The 21,897-nt window shown below is 42.5% G+C and carries 22 protein-coding genes; 16 read left to right on the top strand and 6 right to left on the bottom strand.

Annotation, left to right across the window (positions count from 1 at the left end):
• Positions 1-123: 123 nt before the first annotated feature.
• The 3 genes from MKX34_RS31590 to MKX34_RS31580 all read left to right on the top strand — a co-directional run bounded on the left by MKX34_RS31590 (position 124) and on the right by MKX34_RS31580 (position 3,340).
• Entirely contained in the window at positions 124-1,200 is a 1,077-nt protein-coding gene (locus MKX34_RS31590) for an ankyrin repeat domain-containing protein (RefSeq protein WP_076296985.1), read from the top strand.
• Positions 1,201-1,318: 118 nt separating this feature from the next.
• Positions 1,319-2,236: an HPr(Ser) kinase/phosphatase gene (hprK, locus tag MKX34_RS31585; RefSeq protein WP_036682323.1), complete on the top strand. Its 918-nt coding sequence runs from the start codon at positions 1,319-1,321 to the stop codon at positions 2,234-2,236.
• A 222-nt stretch (positions 2,237-2,458) separates the two neighbouring features.
• Positions 2,459-3,340 carry an SMI1/KNR4 family protein gene (locus MKX34_RS31580; RefSeq protein ID WP_036682322.1) on the top strand — a complete coding sequence of 294 codons (882 nt, stop codon included), beginning with the start codon at positions 2,459-2,461 and terminating at the stop codon, positions 3,338-3,340.
• Between the two features lie 447 nt (positions 3,341-3,787).
• Here the strand turns inward: MKX34_RS31580 and MKX34_RS31575 are convergent, their stop codons facing one another.
• Positions 3,788-4,225 carry a MarR family transcriptional regulator gene (locus MKX34_RS31575; RefSeq protein WP_076105115.1) on the bottom strand — a complete coding sequence of 146 codons (438 nt, stop codon included), beginning with the start codon at positions 4,223-4,225 and terminating at the stop codon, positions 3,788-3,790.
• A gap of 121 nt (positions 4,226-4,346) precedes the next feature.
• Here MKX34_RS31575 and MKX34_RS31570 point away from each other — a divergent pair, with 121 nt between their 5' ends.
• Both MKX34_RS31570 and MKX34_RS31565 read left to right on the top strand, forming a co-directional pair.
• A complete protein-coding gene (locus MKX34_RS31570) occupies positions 4,347-4,934 on the top strand; it encodes an NAD(P)H-dependent oxidoreductase (RefSeq protein WP_076296986.1) in 588 nt (195 codons plus the stop codon).
• A gap of 450 nt (positions 4,935-5,384) precedes the next feature.
• Complete coding sequence (locus MKX34_RS31565; RefSeq protein WP_036682317.1) at positions 5,385-6,797, top strand: alanine/glycine:cation symporter family protein; 1,413 nt, start codon at positions 5,385-5,387, stop codon at positions 6,795-6,797.
• 137 nt (positions 6,798-6,934) lie between these two features.
• Here the strand turns inward: MKX34_RS31565 and MKX34_RS31560 are convergent, their stop codons facing one another.
• Complete coding sequence (locus MKX34_RS31560; RefSeq protein ID WP_036682315.1) at positions 6,935-7,336, bottom strand: RidA family protein; 402 nt, start codon at positions 7,334-7,336, stop codon at positions 6,935-6,937.
• 414 nt (positions 7,337-7,750) lie between these two features.
• Between MKX34_RS31560 and MKX34_RS31555 the strand changes: the two genes are divergently transcribed.
• The 3 genes from MKX34_RS31555 (at position 7,751) to MKX34_RS31545 (ending at position 10,304) form a co-directional block, all read left to right on the top strand.
• A complete protein-coding gene (locus MKX34_RS31555; protein WP_036682313.1) occupies positions 7,751-8,317 on the top strand; it encodes a TetR/AcrR family transcriptional regulator in 567 nt (188 codons plus the stop codon).
• Entirely contained in the window at positions 8,314-8,850 is a 537-nt protein-coding gene (locus tag MKX34_RS31550; RefSeq protein WP_036682312.1) for a DUF2798 domain-containing protein, read from the top strand. The genes MKX34_RS31555 and MKX34_RS31550 overlap by 4 nt, the downstream gene beginning before the upstream one ends.
• A 272-nt stretch (positions 8,851-9,122) precedes the next feature.
• Positions 9,123-10,304: a multidrug effflux MFS transporter gene (locus MKX34_RS31545; RefSeq protein WP_036682310.1), complete on the top strand. Its 1,182-nt coding sequence runs from the start codon at positions 9,123-9,125 to the stop codon at positions 10,302-10,304.
• Between the two features lie 106 nt (positions 10,305-10,410).
• Here MKX34_RS31545 and MKX34_RS31540 read toward each other — a convergent pair whose 3' ends face one another.
• From MKX34_RS31540 to MKX34_RS31530, 3 genes are all read right to left on the bottom strand, one after another.
• Entirely contained in the window at positions 10,411-11,301 is an 891-nt protein-coding gene (locus MKX34_RS31540; protein ID WP_036682309.1) for a diacylglycerol kinase family protein, read from the bottom strand.
• A gap of 135 nt (positions 11,302-11,436) precedes the next feature.
• Positions 11,437-12,420 (bottom strand): GMP reductase, encoded by a 984-nt coding sequence (gene guaC, locus MKX34_RS31535; RefSeq protein WP_036682307.1) that lies wholly within the window; start codon positions 12,418-12,420, stop codon positions 11,437-11,439.
• A gap of 166 nt (positions 12,421-12,586) precedes the next feature.
• Positions 12,587-13,195: a LysE/ArgO family amino acid transporter gene (locus MKX34_RS31530; protein WP_036682305.1), complete on the bottom strand. Its 609-nt coding sequence runs from the start codon at positions 13,193-13,195 to the stop codon at positions 12,587-12,589.
• A 281-nt stretch (positions 13,196-13,476) separates the two neighbouring features.
• Between MKX34_RS31530 and MKX34_RS31525 the strand changes: the two genes are divergently transcribed.
• The 6 genes from MKX34_RS31525 to MKX34_RS31500 all read left to right on the top strand — a co-directional run bounded on the left by MKX34_RS31525 (position 13,477) and on the right by MKX34_RS31500 (position 19,546).
• Positions 13,477-15,267: a hybrid sensor histidine kinase/response regulator transcription factor gene (locus MKX34_RS31525; protein WP_076099758.1), complete on the top strand. Its 1,791-nt coding sequence runs from the start codon at positions 13,477-13,479 to the stop codon at positions 15,265-15,267.
• 189 nt (positions 15,268-15,456) lie between these two features.
• Complete coding sequence (locus MKX34_RS31520; protein ID WP_036682302.1) at positions 15,457-16,053, top strand: sensor domain-containing protein; 597 nt, start codon at positions 15,457-15,459, stop codon at positions 16,051-16,053.
• Positions 16,054-16,076: 23 nt separating this feature from the next.
• Positions 16,077-16,682: a hypothetical protein gene (locus MKX34_RS31515; RefSeq protein WP_038573845.1), complete on the top strand. Its 606-nt coding sequence runs from the start codon at positions 16,077-16,079 to the stop codon at positions 16,680-16,682.
• Complete coding sequence (locus tag MKX34_RS31510) at positions 16,682-17,446, top strand: polysaccharide deacetylase family protein (protein WP_076099757.1); 765 nt, start codon at positions 16,682-16,684, stop codon at positions 17,444-17,446. Before MKX34_RS31515 ends, MKX34_RS31510 begins: the two co-directional genes overlap by 1 nt.
• A 104-nt stretch (positions 17,447-17,550) precedes the next feature.
• Positions 17,551-18,789 carry an amidohydrolase gene (locus tag MKX34_RS31505; RefSeq protein WP_036682298.1) on the top strand — a complete coding sequence of 413 codons (1,239 nt, stop codon included), beginning with the start codon at positions 17,551-17,553 and terminating at the stop codon, positions 18,787-18,789.
• Between the two features lie 97 nt (positions 18,790-18,886).
• Positions 18,887-19,546 carry a uracil-DNA glycosylase family protein gene (locus tag MKX34_RS31500; protein WP_256717289.1) on the top strand — a complete coding sequence of 220 codons (660 nt, stop codon included), beginning with the start codon at positions 18,887-18,889 and terminating at the stop codon, positions 19,544-19,546.
• Positions 19,547-19,568: 22 nt separating this feature from the next.
• Here the strand turns inward: MKX34_RS31500 and MKX34_RS31495 are convergent, their stop codons facing one another.
• Positions 19,569-20,483: a phosphatidate cytidylyltransferase gene (locus tag MKX34_RS31495; RefSeq protein ID WP_076099755.1), complete on the bottom strand. Its 915-nt coding sequence runs from the start codon at positions 20,481-20,483 to the stop codon at positions 19,569-19,571.
• A gap of 95 nt (positions 20,484-20,578) precedes the next feature.
• Here MKX34_RS31495 and MKX34_RS31490 point away from each other — a divergent pair, with 95 nt between their 5' ends.
• Together MKX34_RS31490 and MKX34_RS31485 are read left to right on the top strand one after the other, a co-directional pair.
• Positions 20,579-21,139, top strand: coding sequence for a hypothetical protein (locus MKX34_RS31490; RefSeq protein ID WP_036682293.1), 561 nt, complete (start codon positions 20,579-20,581; stop codon positions 21,137-21,139).
• Positions 21,136-21,891 (top strand): class I SAM-dependent methyltransferase, encoded by a 756-nt coding sequence (locus MKX34_RS31485; protein ID WP_076296987.1) that lies wholly within the window; start codon positions 21,136-21,138, stop codon positions 21,889-21,891. Before MKX34_RS31490 ends, MKX34_RS31485 begins: the two co-directional genes overlap by 4 nt.
• Positions 21,892-21,897: the final 6 nt, after the last annotated feature.

Raw genomic sequence — 21,897 nt, 5'->3', positions numbered from 1 at the left:
ATAATCTTGCCGATCTAAATATTATGAGGACTATTTGTTAGAACAACATCCTTAGTTTGGATTGTTTTTTACTATACGGTTCTCTATACTCTTCATAATACTTGAAGTAGGAGTGGATAATGGATGATCCGTCTGAAGGATATAGGGAAGTTCCAGGAACTGCCGCAAATGGACATGCATATTTACAATGGAAACATTCCGGAATTAGAGGCTGCCATTAGAGCAGGCTGGGATATTGAAGAGGGCATCGTCCTTAGCCAATATACTACGTTAACCCCGTTAGATTTGGCGCTTATATCAGAGAGAATGGATGTCATAAAGCTGCTGGTACAGCACGGTGTAAATCTGAATGTGAAGAATAATCCGGCTTTTTTGCTCGCGGTTCGCTATTGCAAAGAAGATATCGTCCGCTATATTGCAGCACAAGGGGCTAAACTGGACAAGCTTAATCAGGTCAAGTCAGGTGCATATTCGCAGGCCTACTATGGCAACAAAAACAATATCCCGCTCATACATGAGCTAGGATTAGATATTAAGCAGCATGGTGGGGGCGTATTACGCAAAGCGGTGTCAGATCATGACCTTAAGACCGTTACTTATTTACTGGATCATGGGGTGGACATTAATTACAACAAATCCGATATGGTCTATCCTTATCAAGCGACTCCGTTAACAGTTGCCACGAGAATTGGTAATCAAGCGATGGTACAATTTTTGATTGAACGTGGCGCAGACGTTACCTTGGCAGAAAAAGATGGCGATCGCCCGTACACCATTGCAGTGAGTAATAAGAATACAGCTTTGGCTGACTATTTGAAATCGTTAGAGCCGGCTGAATTTCATGATATCGAGAACAAGAAGTTTGAGCTGAGAAAATATAAATTGTCTGATGAATTGGTTAGCTTTCTTACTGGAAAAAATCTGCGTCTTGAGCTAACACAAAATGAATATGAAATTAGATATATCGACTTTTTCACATTAACTGATACCATTGAAATGAAAATCGGCCGGCAAAAGCTGCTCCGTCTGTCAGCCGATATAGATAATTACTCTGATCTGCTGCTTATGTGGAATCCGAAGAAAAAAGGCCTGATCGGCTGTTACGACGTGGAACATCAGACGTACGCGGATTTATGTAGTTTTGCAGAATTTCTCACGCAGCCGGAGATATACCTTATTAATTTTCTTGAAGGAACATAGTTGTTAATATCTCTTGATCTGTCTATTTCTTTTGCAGGAATCATTCTATTCGTCGTTGAATATATCCCGGTAACCGTATTACGTATTCAAAATACGTAGCCACAGGAGGAGAACAACATTGAAATCGATTACCGTTCAAAGCCTTACGGAAACGTTTAAGCTGGAAGTGCTTGCGGGTGCTAGCTGCATGGACCGTGAGATTACTCGCTCAAAGACACATAGACCTGGCCTGGAGTTCGTGGGTTACTTCGATTTTTTCCCCATGAAGCGAGTACAAGTATTGGGCCGCAAAGAAATCAATTATCTGCTAAAGCTAAGCGTTGAGCAACGCAAGTTACATATTGGCAATATTGTTAAGTATCATCCCCCATGCTTTATTGTGACGACGGGTCAGCAGGAGATTCCTTATTTGACTTTATTCTGCGACCAAGAAGGTATACCACTACTTCGAACGGAAGAGACGACGTCAGAGTTCATCGCAAAGATTGATACTTATCTGGTGAAGGCGCTGGCGCCTGAACTTTCAATTCATGGAGTGTGTGTGAACGTGTCCGGCATAGGGGTCCTATTGAGGGGCAAGTCCGGGATCGGAAAAAGCGAAACCGCACACACGCTCATTAGGAGAGGCCATCGGTTTGTGGCCGATGATGTAGTTGTGCTTAAGAAGCTGGGACCGGCGACGCTTCTCGGCACGCATAATGAAACGACCCGTGAATTCCTAGCGCTGCGCAGTATTGGTCTAATCAATGTTGTACGGCAGTACGGGCGTAGAGCTTTTCAGGAAGAGACACGAATTGTACTCGACATCGAGTTGTCACCATGGCGGGAGAATTCCTTGAATAATGAGCTCGAAATCGAACCCCAGTTCACAGACTATCTTGGCGTGCAAATTCCGCATATTGAAGTTCAGCTTCAGCCTGGCCGCGATGTGGCTGGCCTGATCGAAGCGGCTGCGAATAATTGGTACCTTAAGCAGCTTGGCTATAGTGCCGCTGAAGAGTTCCTGCAGAGGATCGAAAACGGGATGCAGTCGTAAAGGCAAGATAGAAGGCAGCAATTATAGTTACCCATAAATAAATGGTTTTCTGTATACGAAAAACAGGCCGCAGATAAACGCTGCGGTCTGTTTTTCACAGCAAAAAGGGAAGTTGTCTTTTGATTGATATGGCTAGGACATGCGTTATTGGCTGGGCATAGGTTAGAAATGGTATAATTTCTAATAGGTATTTTGAGTGATCGTTAATAGGAGGTATTAATGATGAGTGATGAGTTATTGGCAAAATTGGATGAATGGCATGAGGAAGATGAATTTCAAGAAATCGTGGATGCAATCGCGGAAATTCCTGAAGAGGAAAGAGATTATGTTCTAACTAGTCATTTGGGCAGGGCGCTTAATAATCTCGGTCAATATGAAGAGGCTTTAGAGCAGTATTTGAGCATTGAAGAAGAGGGTGAAGGTGACCCGCTCTGGCATTACCGTATCGGGGTTTCTTATTATTATCTGAAAAGATATGACGAAGCTTTAAAAGCGTTTACGATTGCCGATCAGCTGGAGCCTGATGATGAAGACACATTGGAGTTTCTGGGCTGGATCAAACGTAAATTGGCTAAAAAAGCTGCGAGAAAGCCTGTAAACAAACCTGCAAAGAAGCCTGTAATAGCGTTGGATACCACTAATTTCTGGGATGACAGCGAGTATGCGTTCTCAGAATATATCTCTGATCCGCCTTCAGATGCGTTGATTACTTCAGTACAAGAAGAGCTGGTCTTCAAGCTGCCTGCTTCCTATGTGGATATGATGAAGTTACATAATGGGGGAATTCCTCATAACAATCGTTATCCGATTCCGGGAACAGGAGAATTTATTACGATTTCTGGTATCCTCGGAATTGGACGAGATAAGAATAAGTCGCTGTGTGGAGCTTCAGGCAGCCGGACTGTGATTGAAAATGGACGTTATCCTGAAGTTGGCGTGGTGATTTGTGATTGTCCTTCTGAGAATGAAGTGGTGATGCTGGATTACCGCGAATTCGGGAATGATGGCGAACCTGAGGTTATTCATGTAGATCGGGATAACAAATACAAAATCACACGTTTGGCTGATAATTTTGAGACCTTTATCAGCGGACTGGTGAAATAGTCCATTTCGCTGGCTAAGAATACTTATAATCAAATCAAGGCATTCCTTAAGAGGAGTGCCTATTTCTATTAGGTGATTATTAGGGAAGCGTCTTTCGGACTCAGCTGACCTTAAATGCAGCTTTTTCGCATATTTGGAATGCCAACGGACTGCATAGCAGCTATTGGCATAAAAAACACCCAATATGAACCCGATTCATAGGAATAGCGTCGCTGGAGTCCGAAACTACGCATAAAAGGCTAAAAACATGCCAATAACGTCATCTGGGTCCGAAAGCCTCAGTAGACGAATACGATTCGGCGATTTAGCTGAAGGTGAGGCTGATTCGAAGTCGTTGGGTTTTACTAGCCAATAATCGGTCTTGAGTCAGCTAACCAACGACCCAAAACACAGAGCAGCGGTGCCCCCATTAATGGGGAACCGCTGCTCTGCTGTCTTTTTCTCGGATCATTGCTGGGTGCTAAACACCTTAGATTGCAGGATATCGAGGGCATGGTTAATCTCGGCTAATTCCTCTGGGGGAACCTCTTTAATCCGGTTCAGAAAACGTTCACCGATCCGTTCAAAAGCCTCGTTCATCATCGCTTGTCCAGCATCAGACAACCGAATCATTTGCTTACGCCGGTCCTCGGCGACATCAAGCTTCTCACACAGGTTTTTTTCTGTTAATTTCTTGAGCTCACGGCTGGTATTCGGCATAGAGATATTCTTACAATCGCTGATTTGGCTGAGGGTAACAGGCTGGCTAACCGCAATATATTCCAGAATACTATATTGAACGGGCGTAATGCCTTCCGGTCTAACATCTTTGGTAAAGTCAAATGTTACTTCATGGACTGCTGTCGTAAAGGTAACAATTTTCTGAAAAAACGCTTGTTTGTCCATAAGGATCACCTCTTATTGTAAACCTTAACAAAATAATTATCATAATACAATTATCATTTGACAACTAAATAACGGTTGTGATACCATTTTGTTATCAAATGATAATTAAAGAGGTGGAGCAATGAACGTTTTAGTCATCTATACACATCCGAATCATAAAAGTTTAAGTTATGCTTTTTTCAATAAAGTCATTCAGGGAAGTAATGAGAATCAAACGATCACGAAGATAGAGGTCCTTGATCTTTACGAAGAGCAATTTGATCCTGTGCTGGTCTTTAATGAAAATAAACGTAGAAGAGACATGCATATCGATCCCAAGCTCGAGAAGTATAGGGAGCAGATTCGTCAGGCCGACAAAATTGTGTTTGTGTATCCAATCTGGTGGGGCCGGCCTCCCGCGATGTTGCTCGGTTATATTGACCAAATGTTTGCTTCTAATTTCGCTTACAGAGAAAAGGGTGGCCTCATCCCCGAAGGGCTGCTGAAAGGAAAGTCTGTGGTTTGCATTTCCAGCATGAAGGGGCCGACCCTGTATCCTTTATATTGGCTGAATAATTCCCATAAAGTGCTGATGAGAAAAGCATTATTTCAATATTGTGGCATCAAGAAAGTGAAGTTTTTCGAATTTGGGAATATGGAGAGTCCAAAAGGGAAACATGATAAGAAGTTAAATCAGGTGTACCAATATTTTAAAGCTGTGGCTAATTAATACCTCGAAAATATCTGCTCTATGATTATTCAAGATAACACTGGAAGTGGATGTCTCAAGCGATCCCATAGTTGGATGGTTCAAAACAACGGTGGGATCAAACCAAATGTTCTCCACGATATAAATACGCGCATACATTGTAGTCATACATTTCTTCCACCGACTGCTTTTTTTATTCAGCCTCCTTATTTACTATTAATTGTGAAAGCCTTAAATATATACAACTCGTATGTAATTAAATATAATTAATGTAAAAAAAGCCTAGATTAATCCAAAGCAGCTTGTGAGCTCAGATGAAGATGGAGAAATAGCTCTCACACCGGTGTTAGGTATGGTGTTGCTGGCTAATTTTTTTTGTTGGCTTTTGAAATAAGGGCTGTTATATTTGAAAATACTATGTAACTTAAGGTTCAGCAACTGGGTATCGACACAATGGAGAGGCGGATTCACATGCAACAAATGTTAGACAGTATGATTAGCGCAACAAATGACTTTCTTTGGTCGAAAATTTTGGTGGTTCTGCTTATTGTTTGTGGAATTTATTTCACCATTCGATCGAAGTTTGTTCAGTTTGGCATGTTTAAAGAAATGTTTAGGGTCCTTAAAGAGTCCAATGAAAGGTCAAAAGATTCCATTTCGTCGTTTCAGGCTTTCTGTATCAGTATGGCAGCAAGGGTTGGGACAGGGAATATTACAGGGATCGCAATTGCTATCGCAATAGGTGGACCAGGAGCTGTTTTTTGGATGTGGGTCATAGCTATTATTGGATCAGCGTCCGGATTTATTGAAAGTACTCTGGCACAGGTGTATAAAGTGAAGGACAAGACTGGATTTCGTGGTGGTCCCGCCTATTATATGGAGCAAGGCCTGAAAAAACGCTGGATGGGCGCGGTATTTGCGGTTTTGATCACGTTATCCTTTGGTCTTGTATTTAATGCAGTTCAATCCAATACGATTACAGTGGCCTTTGAGAATTCATTTGGCACTAATCGGGTGATTCTTGGACTTGTAGTCGCTGCTGCTTTTGCGGCTGTTATCTTTGGTGGGGTTAAACGTATTGCTAGAATGTCCGAATATATTGTAGTGGTAATGGCAGGGATCTATATTGGGGCCGCTGTTATTATTATGTTAATTAATATTACGGAAATACCGGCGATTCTGGCGCTTATTGTGAAAAGTGCTTTTGGATTTGAACAAATCGCGGGGGGATCTTTTGGGGCAGTCATTCTGCAAGGGGTGAAAAGAGGACTATTCTCCAACGAAGCGGGGATGGGTAGTGCTCCAAATGCTGCGGCAACTGCAACAACTAGTCATCCGGTGAAACAAGGGCTGATGCAAGCGCTGGGTGTACTTACAGACACGTTACTTATTTGTTCGAGTACTGCTTTTATTATCTTGTTATCTGATGCGTATAAACAGCCAGGGCTGGATGGAATTAAGCTGACACAAGCGGCATTAAGCGAACATATTGGTTCGTGGGCCTCTGGATCCCTAGCGATCATGATTTTGTTGTTTGCTTTCAGTACGTTAATCGGAAATTATTATTATGGTGAGACCAATATAGAATTCTTGAACTCCAATAAAAAAGTATTACTATTCTATAGATACAGCGTCTTGGCGATGATTATTTTTGGCTCCGTAGCTAAGGTTCAATTGGTATGGGATTTGGCTGATTTATTTATGGGCTTCATGGTCATCGTGAATTTGATCGCTATTCTTCTATTATCTAAGGTGGCCTTTGCCGCCCTGCAGGATTATAAGCGCCAGAAGCGTGCAGGCAAGGACCCTGTCTTTTATAAAGATAGCATAGAGGGTTTGGAGAACGTGGAATGTTGGGACAATTCTTCAGATATAAAAACATAGTAGGGTAAGTATTTGAGGGCTCAGGAAACTGAGCCCTTTTTGGTATAAAGGGGTAGTTAGAAAAACGAGCCTTTAGAATCGCTTCTAAGGCTCGTTTGGTGTACAGAAAATTAAATTACTCCCTCTTGATTTAGGGTTTAACCAGCAGCCCATACATCTAACTCAATTTTTAATTCAGGTAACCCTAATCCTTTAATATAAGCAATTGTCATTGAAGGAGGTGTCATGCCGAATACTTTATTCCAAATTTCATAGAAATGGTTCCAATCGATTTCTTCCGTAGCCCAAATGTTGATTTTGATTACATTATCAGGTGTTAGCCTTTGAGAAGAAAGGACTTCAACAATATTACTCATCGTATTTGTTACCTGTTGGTTAAAATCTGTAGGGATATGATTGTTTTGATCGATTCCAATTTGGCCAGAAAATACATACATTTCAGCATTTCTACTTATTTTTGTTACATGACTATAGTTACCAACCGGTTTAGCAATATTCTCTGGATTATATCTTGTAATAACATTATTATTTAAGTTCATTTTGTGAATTCTCCTTTAAATAGAAGATACATACCGATATCTAAGTTATATATCTCCGCTGTTTTTTAGTTTCTTTTAATTTTTGACAGACCTATCCTATCAATAATTAATTCTAGAAAAAAACAGCAGTAGAATACCCAATACCAAAAGATAGATATTTTAGCGATCTCTTTTTCACCGGGTATTCCTCCTTCATATTTAAAGTAAGATAAGTTTCCTCAGAATGATATCATTAATCCAAGTGATACTGCAACAATTCCACTTTCGACACAATTTTCTAAGCTTTTTTTGCTGTTATAAATGAAAATAATGAAATATTTTTTGAAAAAAAAGCAAAAAAGACTTACATTAATCATTTTTATATTGTTATAATAACAAACAGACCGGTTGGTATGTTAGGGGGAGTACGTTATTGTGGATACAAAATCGCTAATGATTGAGACGGCGACACTTCTTTTTCAGCAAAAAGGATATAAAAATGTAGGCGTGAGTGAAATTTTAAAAGCCTGTAATGTGACCAAAGGAGCGCTTTATCATCATTTTCCAAATGGAAAAGAAGAACTATTAATTGCTTGTTTAAAGGGCTTAAATGAAGCAATTACGATAGATATTGAGGATATTTTTAAAAAGCATCCATCGACGTTAGAAGCTACACAATCCATGATTGACAAGTTAGTTCACAACTTAGAAACTGAGGGCACGATTACCGGATATACCTTTAGCAGTATTGTCAGTGAGATGGCTACGGTGAGTGAACCTGTTCGCCAGGCATGTAGCTTGCTCTATGAGAACATGGAACGAATTTACTGCGATAAGCTTGTAACTGAAGGTTATTCGCAGGAATCAGCCTCCGATATGGCTTTGTGGATGACGGCTTCGATTGAAGGGGCGATGATGTTGTGCCTAACGCAAAAATCTACAACTCCCTTAAAAACTATCGCCAAACTATTACCGACAATATTGAAAGGAAGAACATCATGAATCAAGAAGCAAGATTACCAAGAAACGGTAAGGAGGGGGCATTATATGGTGCAATCATTTGTACACTGACGGTACTGTTTATGTCTTCAATAAATATCATTTTAGGGGTTGGAGAATTTAATGGTGAGGTTGCCTTAACGATTCTTAAGGTGTTTCCGATCATTTGGGTAATTGTCATGATTATTGAGCCTGTTGTTATTGGCCGTATTGCCGAAAAGCTGACAGCTACATTCACACAACCCACAGATAGCTTCAACGCCAAAATCCTATTCCGTATCTTGTTCACCGTACTAGGGATGTCATTTTGTATGACGTTTATTGGAGACATTATCGGAAACGGGTTGAGTTCTCAAACGTTTAATCACTTCTTAGCCAATTGGCCAAGAAATTTCCTGATTGCACTGTTCGCTGAAAGTATATTAATACAGCCGTTTGCAAGATTTGTGATGGTAAAGCTACATGCTTCTCAGGACAAAAAGAAATCCAGCGCTGTTGGCGTAACTATACATGGATTATCAGAACAAAATTCCTAACATAAATAAGCTCTCAGGCGAAGCGATTCGTTTGAGAGCTTTTCTATTACCGTGTATAATGATGTTTTGGTTGAATAATTGAAACTCAAATCTTTGCCCGATATCTTTCGGGTAAGCCCTCCTATATAACAATGAAAGCATAACAATGAAAGGTGATTTTCTGACATGATGATCTATAGTCGTCTTGCCATAATGATGCCCCCATTTCCCTAGCTAGGCTCATATTCTTGTAGTTGTTCGAGGATATAAGCTTGTAGGAGGGCGAAAATAAGATGAAAAAATATGCAGCACCATCGTTACTTTTAATGATTGTTCTTGTGGCTTTTCCGCAAATTAGTGAGACGATTTACACCCCATCGTTACCGGATATCGCAGTAGCACTTGGGGCCACCAATAGTTCTGTACAGTTAACGTTAAGTATATATTTTATTGGATTTGCTTTAGGTGTTTTTAGCTGGGGTTGGTTGTCTGACTTCATCGGGCGGAGATCTTCCATGCTGGCTGGACTTCTTGTATACGGTATGGGAAGCCTGATGTGTTTTTACTCAGAATCCATTCATCTGCTGTTAGTCAGCCGGTTTATACAAGCGTTTGGAGCAGCAACAGGTTCGATTATTACCCAAACCATTCTTCGTGAGAGTGTCTCCGGGAATAAACGGCATGTTATGTTTGCCCAAATCTCGGCGGTCATTGCTTTTACTCCCGCAGTAGGTCCGTTAATTGGCGGATGGGTGGATCAAGCTTTTGGTTTTCGAGCGGTTTTCTTTACATTAGTGATGATGAGTGTGTTGTTATTTATGTATGCTTTTTGGAAGCTGCCAGAAACCACTGATGTTTCCATGAGAAAAAAGGTGGCTATTCTGCCTATAGTCAAAAAAATGCTCGCATTGCCACGTGTATTGGTGTTTGGATTACTAATTGGAGGCATTAACGGAATCTTATTCAGCTATTATGCTGAAGCTCCTTTTATATTTATTGAACACTTTCAGATTTCGCCAGGAGTCTATGGTTTTCTCGGCATTATTGTGGCTTTGGCGTCGATTGTAGGAGCAATGATCTCCAAAAGGTTATTAACCCTCTATGCCCCAGAAAAAATAATCCATATCGGCTGTCTAGTAATGGCGGGCGGAGCCTTGCTATTAACAATCGCAAGCAGTCTTGACTCGCTGCCGGACATGATAGTGATCGTATGTATTCTAATAGCGCTGTTTGTCCTATTAATGGGTGCAGGGATTGCTTTACCTAATTGTCTAAGTCTTGCTCTTGTTCAATTTCAGGATGTTGTAGGAACAGCAGGCGCAATATTTAGCTTGGGCTATTATTTGCTTGTTAGCTTGGCGACGTGGGGAATGAGCGCTCTTCATAATGGTTCATTACTGACGATGCCTATTTATTTCTTGGGGATTAGCGGCGGAATGTGGTTATTAGGCAAAAAATTTATTGTAGTGGAATAGAAATAACTTCTTAGTCATTTGATTAGTAGGAAGATATGGATCGGGGCGTCCATAAATTAAGGGCAGCAGTCTGGAACTTTTTGAGTTCCGGACTGCTTTTTGTTTGTTAGTCCACTTCTGGCACAATGACTTGGATATGACGAGGGAGAACACTTAGTGTAATAGGCAAAGTTGGACCTTCTTCGCCATCTACATTGGTTCTTACGGTTTCTGGAGAGCTTACACTTACATTGTGGGCTGTGAAATAGACAACGTCTTTATGATCTTTGAGGGTACCCAGCAGTAAAGATATACTGGCTGTAATGGTATTGAATATACTGAGGTCCAAAATAATAAAACAATGAAGCAGACCGTCGTCAACCGCAGCATCCGGTATTAGATTCTCGAACCCGCCGACTGAGTTGGTTAATACGGCGAGAAAGAGTAAGGAGTCTCCTTGCCATATTTGTTCATCATGGTGAATGACAAGGGGGTGGGCTGTAGGGCTTGTAAGTTGTTTAAGACCTTCTTTCAAGTATGCCAATGAGCCGAGTTTGGTTTTATCTTCGGAGGATACAGAGGATAATGATCCGGCAATTGAACCTACAGCAACAACGTTGCCGAATAGGCGGTCATTTAAGCGACCGATATCTACGTTTTTTAGGTTAGAGGAGGCAAGGGTTTGAATGGCTATTTCGGGATTCAGTGGAATTTGTAATGCACGGGCGAAATCATTAGCCGTTCCTAAAGGAACCACACCTAATATTGGGTGGTGTTCCTGATCGATAAGACCATTAATGGTCTCGTGAAGCGTGCCATCCCCGCCGATAGAGACAACCAGGTCATAACCTTCCTCACAAGCAGTGATGGAATAACGAGTGGCGTCTAGTTCTTTTGCCGTCTCGTTGATCGTAACGGAGTAGTCTTTGTCACTTAGGACTCTTGTTGCGTATCTGACATATTGGCTGGCTTCCTCTTTACCGGATGAGGGGTTAATAATAATCATAGCTTGCCGCATAAGGATAATCCTCTCTATTGTGATCTAATAGAAGTTTATTCTTACCATTACCCCAAAGTAGGCCAGCGGAACTCGTTCTCATAAAAAAAGGTGAGCAAGATTGACCTAAGTCATCCTGCCCACCTGTGTATTCAATTAATAGACTTTATCTCCATTAAAAATGGAGTTCTTAACGATAACGTAATCCACATTACGGATAGCCTCTAATTTATTGCCACCTGCATAAGAGATGGAGGATTGAAGATCCTGCTCCATTTCTCTTAGGGTTTCTGCTAAAGCCCCCTTATGCTCAACCGCAATTTTCTTACCTTCGACGTTCTTCTTTTCACCTTTTTGGTATTCTGAAGCGGAGCCAAAGTATTCTTTATAGAGCTTCCCAGCGATTTCGATGGTTTCACCCGGAGATTCTTCATGACCAGCAAATAGTGAACCAATCATGACCATAGAAGCGCCAAATCGTACGGATTTAGCAATATCACCGTGTGTGCGAATGCCTCCATCGGCAATAATAGGCTTGCTTGCAGCCTTGGCACACAAGCGTAGCGCAGCTAACTGCCAGCCGCCTGTACCGAATCCAGTTTTGATCTTAGTGATACATACCTTCCCTGGTCCAATCCCAACTTTAGTAGCATCAGCCCCAGCGTTTTCTAATTCTCTAACGCCTTCAGGTGTTCCTACATTTCCTGCAATAACAAAACTAGCAGGCAGGTATTGTTTAATATGTTTGATCATCCGAATGACTGCTTCGGAATGGCCATGTGCAATGTCAATTGTAATGAATTCCGGAACCAGCTGTTCTTTGGATAATTGTTCGACGAAATCATACTCTTCTTCTTTAACTCCGACGCTGATGGATGCGATTAATTCACGGGAGTGCATGTCTTTGATGAAAGACGTACGTTTCTCCGGTTCAAAACGATGCATAATGTAGAAATAGCCATTTTGCGCCAAGGAGATAGCGATCTTCTCATCAATGATGGTTTGCATGTTGGCAGGTACCACCGGCAATCTAAATTTATGCCCACCGAGGGTGACTGATGTATCACACTCCGAACGGCTGTTTACGATACATTTTGCAGGAATTAATTGAATATCTTCATAATCGAATACTTCTTTCATAATTTACACCTCTAAATGCGAACATTATAGTATTTTGGTTTGTTAATTGTTCGTCCAAATTGTAATGTACCTCATTCTGCGCCGTAAGTCAAAATTCTAGTACATTATGGTGTAAATTGGACATAATTATACGGCAAATTCGTGTACGGCATTCTTTTCCCTCCATTTAAAAAAGCTTGAAGGCAATATAAGCAGCAACGGTCCAGATAATGATCGCGGAGATCTTATTAATGATCCGCATGATTTTGCCACTTGAGTCGATTTGTCCTACGGTTTTTCCGGCTACAGCCAGCCCAAAGAACCAAATCCATGACACTAGGATAGTCGCGCCAGCAAATACAACTTTGTCTACACCTGTGTAACTAAGCGAGCTAGTGCCGATAACGCCAATAGTATCCAAAATCGCATGTGGATTTAATAAAGAAACGGACAGCGCGAACAGGATTTGTTTTTTGGAGGATAAAGGGGTTGCGTCTTGCGCTGACGATGCCGGTGTACTTTTCCAGATAGACCATCCCATATACAAAAGAAATAAAAGTCCTACAGCAAATAAAGCGGTCTGCAGAACGGGGATGGCAAACACAAGGACTGAAACACCTAATACGGCTAATAAAATAAGCAGGGTATCGCATAAAGCGGCTGTAACAATAACGGGAATGGCTTTTTTAAAATGTGGCTGCGAGGCCCCTTGGTTAAATACAAAGACATTTTGTGCGCCAAGTGGAAGAATTAATCCAAAGGCTAGTGCAATGCCATGAAGTAGTGCGGCTAACATAGTTATTATTCCCCCGATACTGGTCATACGTTATGAAATTTACGGACCTATTGGTTTGATTGGTCTACTACAATTTTATGGATAAATAATATGTACTATCATACAGTCTGTGTTTTGATTTAAAAAGCTGCTTATTCAGAGGGACATTGAATGATCAATTACACTAATTACACCATTAGTAAGAATGTCATCTCAACTCATGACTTTTTGTAACTAGTGAGCCCTTAAGGGGTTACACTATAATAAAGATTAAGTCAGCAGAGTATATAGGGGGAAATGTCTTGTTTAATCTGGTCAAACAGTGGTTCTGGTACGATTGGCTCGTCCTCCTGTTTCGGATTTGTTTTTCTACTTCTTTTTTGGTCACCATGTGTTATCTTTCGGAGGATTTTACGATTCCGTTCTGGATCGCGTTTGTTTGGGGCGTGGTCTCTTTTTCTGTGCCTTGGTTTTGTTTGCAGCTGCACTACAAGTATTATCTGATGGCGGAGATCCTCTTTTCGGGTGGACTTTGCTTATATTTGGCTGCTTTGTTTCCTGAATCATACGTAACTTTTCTGCCTATCGCTTTTATGATTGCCAGCAATAGTGCAGAGAAGTCCTATCGTTGGACAGCTCCGATCACGGTCATTTTGATTCCAATTATGTTATCTAGATTGTCACAACAAATGGATGCTGTATCAATGATTTTTAACATGGGTTTAGTGTATACGCTTGGGTTCGCTTTTCATTTACTAGTGGTGAATCACAAGCAGGGTAGAATTATTAAGGAGCAAAATGCTGTTTTAGAGCAGTATATCTCGCAAGTTGAACGTATGACACTTCTGGAAGAACGAGATCGTTTATCCAAAGATCTGCATGATACGGTGGGGCATTCTTATACTTCAATTATTATGGGGCTAGAGACTTTACGTTCGGAGGTGAACACCTCTGAAGGAGAGCACAAAATAGATGCCTTGTTAAAGCTAACCCGCAATGGCTTGGATGATGTTCGGCGATATTTGCACCATGTGGGCGCTTCGGAGGATGCATTGACGCTTATGCAGTCCCTACAGAAATTAGTGGATGACTTCCAGACCTTCTCCAAGGTTAAGATTCGCTTAAGAACATTCGGAGAGCCGTATACAGTATCTAAGCAGGCCCAAATGGCACTATACAGATGTTTGCAGGAGTCGATAACCAACGCTGCACGTCATGGTCACGCCACTGAAATTGTCATCAGCTTACATTATGAAGAGAAGTTGATTCGGCTGGATGTGCAGGATAATGGATTAGGCACTGAAGATTTAAAAGCAGGATTTGGTGTGAATGCGATGAAGGAGCGTGCCTCCAACTTGCAAGGACAGGTGTATTTCTACTCTAAGCCAGGGGAAGGAACCTTAGTGACCTGCAGTTTACCAAGGCTTGAAGAGATACAGGAGGAAACGGTTCGTTTATTGCTGGTGGATGATCAACCCTATATCCGCGATAGTCTGCGAATTATTCTAGAGCAGGAGCCGGATTTTGCGATTATTGGGTTAGCTGAGAATGGTGAACAAGCAATAAGCCTCTGCGAGCAGGAACAACCTCACGTGGTGCTGATGGACTTAAATATGCCAGACATGGACGGTGCAGAAGCGACTAAGCTTATTAAGCAAAAGTGGCCAGGGGTACGAGTGTTGGTCCTAACTACTTTTCAAGAAGCAGATATGGCAGTCGAGGCACTGCAAAATGGGGCAGATGGTTACTTGTTAAAGTCTACCGAGCCGCAGGAGCTGTTCGAAGGAATACGTCTCGTACATCGGGGCGTAAAGATGATTACACCCGATATTACGAATGTATTAATTGATCACTATGAGATGCATCCAGCTTCAGAGGCGTCGCCGACGGAGAAGAATAATGAATATGGGCTGACCTCGCGTGAGCTGGAGATTCTAGAATGCCTCTCGAAGGGAATGCGTTATAAATCTATTGCCGCTAAACTATATCTGTCCGATGGAACGGTGAGAAATTACGCGTCCACCATCTATGCTAAGCTCGGGGTACGAAACCGTGAGGAGGCAGTCGAGAAGGCTTTTGGCATTTCGGATTAACGCTGACTAAATCTAAATCAGTTAAAATTGAGAAACACCTTATTGTTTGCTTTCCCTTGTGGGAGTGGGCAGTAGGGTGTTTTTTTTGTCATATGACATTATGGCACTGGTCGATTTTACACCAAAAGCACTAGCATAAGAGTTGCTTAGATATGAACAATTTTTTATTGCAGAGAGGGAGAGAAAAGCATGAATCAAATGATACGGAAACATGTGAGAAATTTCTGTTTCTTATTAATTACTTTTGCCACAGGGCTATTTTACTTTTGTTTTTATTTGGTGGGCATTACCTTTGGAGTTGCGATGTCCTTCACCTTAGTGGGGATTCCGATCCTCTATTATGTTTTGCGTTCTACCGAGACTTTTTTACAGTATGAGCGAATTCGAACTAAAGTCTATACGGATATCTCCGTTCGCACGCTACCAACCCGATCTCACGAAGAAGGCAGCTTGTGGGAAAAGGTGAAGATGGAGTTGCAGGATAATCATAACTGGAGAGCGATTATAGGGTTGATGTTGCAACTTGGCATCGGCATGGTCAGTCTCATTTGTGCCACTCTTTTTTACTTGACCCCTATTATTCTCCTGTTGTCACCTATCCTGTATTTATTAGATGTATCCTCTATAACGCTATTTGGGATTGAAAATAAAACATTCAACATCTCACTTTTCTTCATGTTGTTAGGTGCAGTGTCTCTATGGATAGGTGCTTATCTCGGAAACAGTCTGGTAAAGATGATCGGCAGGTATACGCGGCGTTTAGTGAAGGATTTTGCTAGAAGATAAACTCAAACAGGAAAGAAGGAAAAATGATGATAACCTCAGTTCCATTTATAAAATTATTCTCACAATCCCTTTGGATGATGTGGGAGAACATATTTGCTGTCATCACCAAATTTCGTAGTCAGTCCGTGCGTAGATACGGGATATGTAAATTGGTAGTGTTGAAATATCACGGAGAAATTTTGGTCTGCCAAGATGGGCAACGGATACTTCCTGGAGATTGGGTGGGTGAGCTTCATTTGGACAATCGCCAGATCGTGCAGCTGACACGGACGCTTGGTGCAGATCGGGCCGGAATTCGTACGGCACGCATGCTTCGCGAGGCTATGAAGGAGATCAGTCGTGATCTAGACAGCAATCCGGAACTAAGCAAAGTAAATGCGCTAACCGGGATTACGCTGCTTCACCGGGGGATTATTCATGGAATAGGTTTTGAGCAGCGCCCCATCAAGTCCAAATGGCAGCGGCACTGGTTCGGGATATACCTTCGTTTCTTACTGCGCATGCTGCATCCGGAAGGGAAACATCGTGTAGAGGACAGCACAGAGAAGTTATCTCCCATGATGCTTGTGCTTAGTAAGCAGTCCTTGAAAGCGCGGTTTGCCCCGCGTAAGACAGAGGCGGCTTCCTAATGTGGGCCTTCATAATTTTAGCAGTGGATGTGATTGTTCTTTATATGATCGTTCCTTTTGCACTTACCCGAATATTGGGATGGGGGGTTCACTCGGAGGTAGGTGCAGAGAAGGAAATTGCCTTTACGTTCGATGACGGTCCGGATCCTTGTTATACACCTGAACTTCTAGATCTATTAAAAGAGCATGGCATAAAGGCGACCTTCTTCGTATTAGGCAAAAAGGCAAAGCAATATCCGGAATTGATCGAGCGTATGCACAGAGAAGGACACCAAATCGGCATTCATAATTATACTCATACACCCAACTGGATCCACTTCCCCTGGACCAATAGACGGAAGCAAGTAGATCGCACAGCAGACATTGTTGAGCGAATTACAGGAGAGCGGCCTATCTTTTACCGCCCACCTTGGGGGCTTCTTAATTTAGGGGATTTCTTTTTGCTAAGAGAATCTTATCGAATCGTATTGTGGTCTGTCATGGTCGGAGATTGGAAAGCGTCACTGAGTGCAGAACAATTAAAGGATGCCTTAATAAAAAAAATAAAACCAGGCTCAATCATCGTTCTACACGACAGCGGAGATACACCGTGGGCAGATGAAGAAGCGCCCTTGAATATGATCACTGGATTAGAAGAAGTCTTAAAAGAAATGGATAAAAAGGGTCTGAAGTGTCTTCGGATGGATGAACTGCTGAACAAGGAAGTTAGTCATAGTAGAGAAGCTAGATCCAGAGTCAAACATCGGGGGCAGATTGATCTGTAGCTATTGAAATTTCTCAATCATTTTTTATATGGCAAGGGCTATGGTAACATTTAGAGTAAAGCGGTCCGTTCCTATATAAATTGTTGAGAAAAGGATGGGGTAGCATGTTGAATGCTTCTTACTGGTTAACCAATATAAGATTAGAACAAGGTTATGTTATTGAGGATGGGCAAGTAGCGGGTACGAATACGAAGATTTGTCATCTCCGCATTGACGGGGATAAGATATCAGAAGTTGTTGGAGCAGACATAGAGCTTCAGAGCCAGCTCCCGAAATATGACTGTAAAGAGTTGTTGATGTTGCCTTCTTTCGAAGAAGCACATATCCATTTAGATAAAACGTATTACGGTGGACCATGGAGAGCGGTAAAGCCTGCGTCCAGTGTTTTCGAACGGATTGAGGAAGAGAAGGTATTATTGCCTAAGCTGCTGCCCATGGCGAGACAACAAGCAGAGAGCATCCTGACGCTTATTCAGGGGTTTGGTGCCACACATGTGCGTAGCCATTGCAATATTGAGCCTGTCAGTGGTTTGCAGCGATTAGAGGCAACTGTACAAGCATTAAATACATTCGCGGGCACAATTTCAGCTGAAATTGTGGCGTTTCCGCAGCATGGCCTGCTGCGCTCGGATTCTGTGCAACTGGTAAAACAATCTCTGGCAGAGGGGGCAACCTTTGTAGGCGGAGTAGATCCTTATACGGTGGATGGAGATATCGAGAAGTCACTTCAGACGATGGTGGAACTAGCAGTGATGAGTAATGCCGGCATTGATATTCATTTACATGATGGAAAAGAAGCGGGAAAGAAAACACTGACGCGGTTAGCTGATCTGACGGAAGAAGCTGGCTTGCAAGGAAAGGTCACGGTCAGTCATGCGTTCTGGTTCGCAGGAGCTCAGCAGCAAGAGGCAGAAGAGGTAGCTAAACGGATGGCATCACTGGGTATGACTATTGCATCCACAGTGCCTATTGGAAGAATGATGATGCCACTTCCGATGCTGCATAGCCAAGGGGTAAAAGTGAAGCTGGCAACAGATAGTCTTACCGATCACTGGTCCCCTTTTGGTAATGGAGATCAATTGGAAAAGGCAGGACGTTACGCGGAGTTGTACGGCTGCAACGATGAATTGGCATTATCTCAATCCCTCGGATTTATAACAGGAGGATTAACACCCCTTGATCCAAAAGGCGAGCAGGTATGGCCAAAGGTTGGCGACACTGCTAGTTTTGTGCTGTTGCATGCCAGCTGTTCGGCAGAAGCAGTAGCCCGAAGAGCGCAGCGCCAAGCTGTCTGGTACGAAGGCCGTCTGGTGAGTGGTTCGATAACAAATAGAGACCTGTGAGGCAGATGATATGCTCCTCTCTAACTATCTGCATCAGTATAAATCGGCGATCCTCTCACTCCCGAAGGGTACAGTGCTAACTAAAGAGGATCTGCAGGTGGATAAGCTTCTAATGGAGCGTAATGGCAAGGTGGAAATTTATTATGCGCCCCATAATGAGTACATTAATCCTTCTGCTAAGGTGATCATTATGGGGTTAACACCCGGGTTCACACAAATGGGTTTAGCGATACAAGAAGCGATCATAGGTCTGGAAGCTGGTTTGCCAGATGAAGAGGTATGTAGAACAGCAAAGGAAGCGGCGAGATTCGCAGGTTCCATGCGGAACACGTTAATTCATATGTTAGATACACTTAAACTGCATCAACACTTGAACCTAACCTCTTGTGAAGAACTATTTCAGCAGCAGCAGACGATCCTGCACACCAGCTCTTTATTGCGTTTTCCTGTGTTCGTGGATAAGAAAAATTATAGTGGGACCCAGCCCAAGCTACTTTCAAATTCATTCCTCAGGGCGCAGGCATTATCTTCCTTGCGTGAGGAGCTGAACATACTGAGCCGGGCCTTAATTATTCCCTTAGGAAAAACAGTGGAAAGTATACTTCAACTCCTTGTGTCCGCAGGTGAGCTAGATAAACAACGCTGCTTATGGGGATTTCCCCACCCCTCGGGCGCCAACGGACATCGATATAAGCAGTTCGCCAGCCATCAAGAACAGATGATGAAGATACTGCATAATCATTCATGGAAGGGCTGATTCAAGCTTCCCATCAGATGATCTACATGAAGTCGAAAAAATAACGAATGACATGAAAAAAGACCGGTGAAGTGTAGGTCAAGCTATCGATCCGGCTTAAATGGCTTTGCTTCAAAGCCACGAATTTATCGCCATCGCCGATTAGCAGATCCCGCTTTAACACGGAAACCGTTAAACTGCCAAAGAAGCCGCTCAAGCTGACCAACATGCCTGACAGTAACCCGAAGATTGGGTTGAGCGGCGTCAGGTAGGGATAGATTAGATAGGAAACTCCTGTCGTGATGACAAATGCGAAAGCGAAACCCTCCCAAGTCAAATACGGATTGGCGGTGGGAACTATTTTACGCTTCCCTACATAAAGTGATGCCAGATAGTGGACCACATCATTGAGCTGCGTTAGCACTACTAGAAAAAGTACAAGCCCGGCTCCATACTCCGGTGTAGCAAATTGAAAGTAGGCCAAGTGACTAAGCCCGAATACCATCAGCATTAGCCCCCATTGCGTGGAGCTGACACTACGCATAAAACCAACCGTGCCTTTATTAATCATTCTGGGCAGTGGTAGGAGCAAGAATACATAAACTGGGATGAAGACAATAAACATTCCGTACCACTCGATATAAATCCAGTAGAACTGTAACGGAATGGATAAGTACGCCCACAGAAATAGCCTGCGGTCGGATTTTCGTGATTTCATCATGGAGAAATACTCCTTCAGTGCAAAGAAGCAGAGGACCATGAGAGACAGCAGAGAGACGAGGGGATTAAATAGGGTAGCTAGGCAAAAGATAAAAAGCATTCCCCACCACGTCTTGATGCGAAAGCCAATGCCCGTATAATCTTTATTTGGCTGTAGCTTCCCTATAACTACATACATCAAGTGAATGGCCGATAGGGCCGCAAAGATAAGAATTATAGTTAATAAAGAGCGGTCGATAACTGATCACCAACTTGTCCTAGAGTAGATTCCATTAATGGGTTCATATGTTATTATGAAGGAAACGTTCAAACTTGATAAGGGGAAAATTGTAAATGGCAGCAGATCCATCGGTCTTTATATTACTGACGAATACCGGGACGCTTTTTACGAAGCTCATTCAAGGCTATACAAAAGCACCCTATAATCATGCCTCGATCTCCTTTAATCGAGAGCTTTCTGAGCTGTATAGCTTTGGCAGGAAGCATCCGAGCAACCCCCTGAATGGAGGGTTTGTGAAGGAGGATATTAAGACAGGTACGTTCAGCAAATATCCAAATACAACATGTGTCCTATATGAACTTCAAGTTACAGCCCGCGAAGTGGAGAAAATGGAGCGGGTCTTGCAAGTCTTTATCCGAAGCCGTCAAAAGTATCTCTATAATATTCTCGGCGTAATTGGCATTGCCCTAAAGGAGCCTGTCGAATTCAGCAACTCTTATTTTTGTTCGCAATTTGTAGCGGAAATTCTAGAGCGGTCGGGTATTAAGTTATGGAATAAGCTGCCTGCACTCGTTACTCCGGATGATTTTCGCCAAAGTGATCGGCTGAGATTGGTTTACCAAGGTAAATTAAGTGAATATGAACCTGAGCGCCTAGGAGGAGACGAAGGATGAATAGCAAAGAAATATTTTCTAATCGGGTAGATTCGTATGTGAAATATCGGCCGAGCTATCCTGGAGAAGCCATTAATTATTTGTACAATACTATTGGGCTCCAACCCAATTGTGATATTGCTGATATTGGTGCAGGAACAGGAATATTCTCAGCATTACTTCTGGAGCGCGGGAGTTGTGTGACTGCCGTTGAACCCAATCCGGAAATGCGTAGAGCTGCGGAAGAGAAGTTCGCAAAGGATAACCATTTCTCTGTATCGCCGGGGTCTGCTGAACATACAGAATTATCAGATCAGTCGATGGATTTTATAGTATGCGCCCAAGCGTTTCACTGGTTTGATAGGGACGCAACGCAATTGGAATTCAAGCGGATTCTAAAACCGGGTGGAAAAGTTATTCTGATATGGAATTCCCGGCTTACTTACGGTACCCCATTTCTGGAGGAATATGAGCAGCTGCTGCAGACCTTCGGCACGAACTACACTCAAGTTAATCATAAGAACATTACCCCTGAGATCCTTAGTTCCTTTTTCAAGAAAGAACAGATGCAAGTAGCGCATTTTAGCAATCAGCAGGTATTTGATTTGGAGGGCTTAAGCGGGCGGCTTCGATCGTCTTCCTACACTCCGGTCCCCGGAGATCCAAGCTATGAGAATATGATGGCTGAGCTGCGGAATATTTTTGAACGAAATAACCAGGGTGGGCAAGTGTTTTTTGATTATAAGACGGAAATTTATTGGGGCGAAGTGTAAAGTAAA

This window comes from Paenibacillus sp. FSL R5-0636 (assembly GCF_037974255.1).
Lineage (GTDB): Bacteria > Bacillota > Bacilli > Paenibacillales > Paenibacillaceae > Paenibacillus_AQ > Paenibacillus_AQ odorifer.
This window is presented reverse-complemented; position numbering and strand designations above follow the sequence as displayed.

Coding starts and splice junctions, on each gene's coding strand:
- MKX34_RS31550 (WP_036682312.1), top strand. CDS start 8,314: ATGAATCAAGAAGCAAGATTACCAAGAAACGGTAAGGAGGGGGCATTA.
- MKX34_RS31590 (WP_076296985.1), top strand. CDS start 124: ATGATCCGTCTGAAGGATATAGGGAAGTTCCAGGAACTGCCGCAAATG.
- MKX34_RS31515 (WP_038573845.1), top strand. CDS start 16,077: ATGATGATAACCTCAGTTCCATTTATAAAATTATTCTCACAATCCCTT.
- MKX34_RS31540 (WP_036682309.1), bottom strand. CDS start 11,301: ATGCGGCAAGCTATGATTATTATTAACCCCTCATCCGGTAAAGAGGAA.
- MKX34_RS31545 (WP_036682310.1), top strand. CDS start 9,123: ATGAAAAAATATGCAGCACCATCGTTACTTTTAATGATTGTTCTTGTG.
- MKX34_RS31520 (WP_036682302.1), top strand. CDS start 15,457: ATGAATCAAATGATACGGAAACATGTGAGAAATTTCTGTTTCTTATTA.
- MKX34_RS31575 (WP_076105115.1), bottom strand. CDS start 4,225: ATGGACAAACAAGCGTTTTTTCAGAAAATTGTTACCTTTACGACAGCA.
- MKX34_RS31510 (WP_076099757.1), top strand. CDS start 16,682: ATGTGGGCCTTCATAATTTTAGCAGTGGATGTGATTGTTCTTTATATG.
- MKX34_RS31560 (WP_036682315.1), bottom strand. CDS start 7,336: ATGAACTTAAATAATAATGTTATTACAAGATATAATCCAGAGAATATT.
- MKX34_RS31505 (WP_036682298.1), top strand. CDS start 17,551: ATGTTGAATGCTTCTTACTGGTTAACCAATATAAGATTAGAACAAGGT.
- MKX34_RS31485 (WP_076296987.1), top strand. CDS start 21,136: ATGAATAGCAAAGAAATATTTTCTAATCGGGTAGATTCGTATGTGAAA.
- MKX34_RS31580 (WP_036682322.1), top strand. CDS start 2,459: ATGAGTGATGAGTTATTGGCAAAATTGGATGAATGGCATGAGGAAGAT.
- MKX34_RS31490 (WP_036682293.1), top strand. CDS start 20,579: ATGGCAGCAGATCCATCGGTCTTTATATTACTGACGAATACCGGGACG.
- MKX34_RS31570 (WP_076296986.1), top strand. CDS start 4,347: ATGAACGTTTTAGTCATCTATACACATCCGAATCATAAAAGTTTAAGT.
- MKX34_RS31530 (WP_036682305.1), bottom strand. CDS start 13,195: ATGTTAGCCGCACTACTTCATGGCATTGCACTAGCCTTTGGATTAATT.
- MKX34_RS31565 (WP_036682317.1), top strand. CDS start 5,385: ATGCAACAAATGTTAGACAGTATGATTAGCGCAACAAATGACTTTCTT.
- guaC (WP_036682307.1), bottom strand. CDS start 12,420: ATGAAAGAAGTATTCGATTATGAAGATATTCAATTAATTCCTGCAAAA.